Below are 2,759 nucleotides of genomic sequence, written 5' to 3' on the forward strand. Positions count from 1 at the left end.
CTGGCGGGCGGCGGGCCGCCGGGGGGGGGACGCGGCCGCGCCGCCGGCCGGGGGTCCGGCCGGGGGCACGTCCATGCGGATCAGACCGATCCGACTGCGGGATCCGACTGAGGGATCCGGCTGCGGGATCCGATTGCGGGATCAGGCTGCGGTCAGCGCACCGCGCCCTGCTGCTCGGGCGTCGGGTAGTTGGCCTGGACGGCGAACAGCCGGCTGCCGACGATGTACAGGGCGAAGCCCATCCCGGCACCGATGAACCAGGTGTAGGTGGCGGCCTCGGTGGACCCGAAGAAGACGACCAGCACGCCGGCCAGGGCGGAGACCACCGTCGCGACGATGGCAACCGGGTTGTAGCCCTTGCGGTAGTGGTAGGTGCCGTTCGGGTTCAGCGTGTAGAGCGCATCCACGTTCACCCGGCGCCGCTTGACCAGGTAGTAGTCCGCGATCAGCACGCCGTACAGCGGGCCGATGAACGCACCCAGGATGTCCAGGGTGTAGTGGATGGTCTGCGGGGAGTTGTACAGGTTCCACGGCGTGATCAGCACCGACCCGATCGCGGCGATCATGCCGCCCATCCGCCAGGAGATCTTCTGCGGGTTGACGTTGGAGAAGTCGAACGCCGGGGACACGAAGTTGGCCACGATGTTGATGCCGACGGTGGCGATCATGAAGGTCAGCGCGCCGAGGATGACGGCGTAGACGTTGTCGAGCCGGGCGACGGTGTGCACGGGGTCGATGATCAGTTCGCCGAAGACCGGACGGGTCGCGGCGGCGGTCACCACGACCAGCAGCGAGAAGACCAGGAAGTTGACCGGCAGGCCGAGGAAGTTGCCCTTCTTCACCGCGCCGAAGGTCTTGCCGTAGCGGGCGAAGTCGCCGTAGTTCAGCATCGGGCCGGAGAAGTAGGAGACGACCAGGGCGATCGCCGACAGCAGCACCGGGATGACGGCCCAACCGGTCAGCGTGAGGCCGCCCTCGGCCAGGTTGAAGTCGATGTTGTCCCAGCCCGCGGCGGCGACCAGGTAGATCGCCAGCGCGAACATGACCACGTAGACGGCGGGTCCGCAGAAGTCGATGAACTTGCGGATGGCCTCCATGCCGCGCCAGAAGACGACCGCCTGGGCGACCCACATGATCATGAATCCGACCCAGCCCAGCAGGGACAGCCCGGCGAAACCGTATTGCGCGGTCTCGGCGTAGGGGGCCAGCCCGGGCCAGAGCTTGATGGCCAGCAGGACCAGGGCCACCGAGGCGAGGTAGGTCTGGATGCCGTACCAGGCCACCGCGATGAGCCCGCGGATGATGGCCGGGATGTTGGCGCCCAGGACGCCGAAGGAGATGCGGGAGGCGACCGGGTAGGGGGTGCCGGTGGCCTGCGAGGGCCGGGCGACCAGGTTGCACAGGAAGTACACGATGGTGATGCCGACCAGCAGGGCGACCAGCACCTGCCAGGCGGCCAGGCCCAGGGCGAACAGGCTGCCCGCGGTGACGTAGCCGCCGACGCTGTGGACGTCGGACATCCAGAAGGCGAAGAAGTTGTACGAGCCCCAGGTCTGCTTGCGCAGCGGGGCGAGGTCCTCGTTGGTCAGCCGGTCGTCGTAGCCGGGCTTGATCACGCCGGCGCCGGCCGGGTGCTCGGGGGTCAGGTCGTGCATGGACGGATGGTGGTGCTCAGGGGCGCCGGTCGCATCCTGGACGGGGGCGGCGGTCACCTGCTTGTCGGTCATGCTTCTTGCTCCTACCGATCGACATCTGGGCCGGGCACGGCAACGGGCTCGGTGGCGGGGAAAACACCGGGAACGACTCGACACAGTGCGCGGTGTGTCTGCGGATTTGCCGGATGGCCGTCCGGATCGGCCACCTGGGAACGCCCGACAAATTCGATGGGAACAGCATCCAACGCCCGTTCGGGTGAAGCAAGATATATCGTGCTCCGGGCCCGATATATCTCCACGGCGGTCTGACGGCGCCCCCCCGGTGGTGCGGTCGACCGCTCTGACATGGGCAAACGTCCGGGTGGTCCCGCGGATGCAGGAGGCAGATCACACCGCGACACCGCCCGGCCGGAGTCGATTACATCGGCAAAATGCTGTCGAAACAATGGCGAAACAAATGCCGGTGATCTGTCCCGGAATGGCCGGTCAGCTGCGCCGCCCGGTGCGCACCGATTCGAGAACGGAAAGGTAGGCGTCGGTGTTGCTCTCCGCCGCGGCGTGGTGCCCGCCGGGGATCGGGGCGATGCGCACGTCCAGGTCCAGCTCCCGGGCGAGTCCGAGCAAGGTCGCCTCGGCGGCGGCGACCCGAACCACCCGGTCGTCGGCCGCGACCTCGGGCCGGAAGTAGACGATGCGCGCGCCCGGGCCGAGATCGCGGGCCACCGCGTCGATGTCCATCCGCCGGATCACGCCGTACTGGTCCTTGATCAGCTGGGTCGAGACGCCGGGCCCGGAGATCTTCTCGTGCCAGACCTGGTCCACCTTGTAGGTCAGGTCGGGCCAGCGAACGTCCAGGAACGGAAAGCGGCCGGTCGACCACTGGGACTGCTGGGCCAGAACCTCGGCCGTCATCCGGACCCCGACTCCACCGTCGGTGTGCAGCGCCTCACTCAGGGCGGTGACCGCATCGGCGCGGGTGCGGCCCACATTGCGGACGTCGGCGGCGCCGAGCGGCGTGCAGTCGAGGTAGACGACGCCCAGGGTCGGAGCCGGCCGGGCCTCGCCGGCGGGATCGGCGCCGGATCCGGGGCGGCCGTCGGCGCC

The 2,759-nt window shown here is 68.8% G+C and carries 2 protein-coding genes; both read right to left on the reverse strand.

The window, feature by feature from the left end; genetic code table 11:
* Positions 1-152 precede the first annotated feature (152 nt).
* Positions 153-1,655: an NCS1 family nucleobase:cation symporter-1 gene (locus ACOJUF_RS25520; protein ID WP_420124612.1), complete on the reverse strand. Its 1,503-nt coding sequence runs from the start codon at positions 1,653-1,655 to the stop codon at positions 153-155.
* A 486-nt stretch (positions 1,656-2,141) separates the two neighbouring features.
* On the reverse strand, positions 2,142-2,759 hold a 618-nt coding region (locus tag ACOJUF_RS25525), incomplete at its 5' end, for a hypothetical protein (RefSeq protein WP_420124611.1).

The sequence above is a fragment of the Nakamurella sp. genome (genome assembly GCF_048594475.1).
GTDB lineage: Bacteria > Actinomycetota > Actinomycetes > Mycobacteriales > Nakamurellaceae > Nakamurella.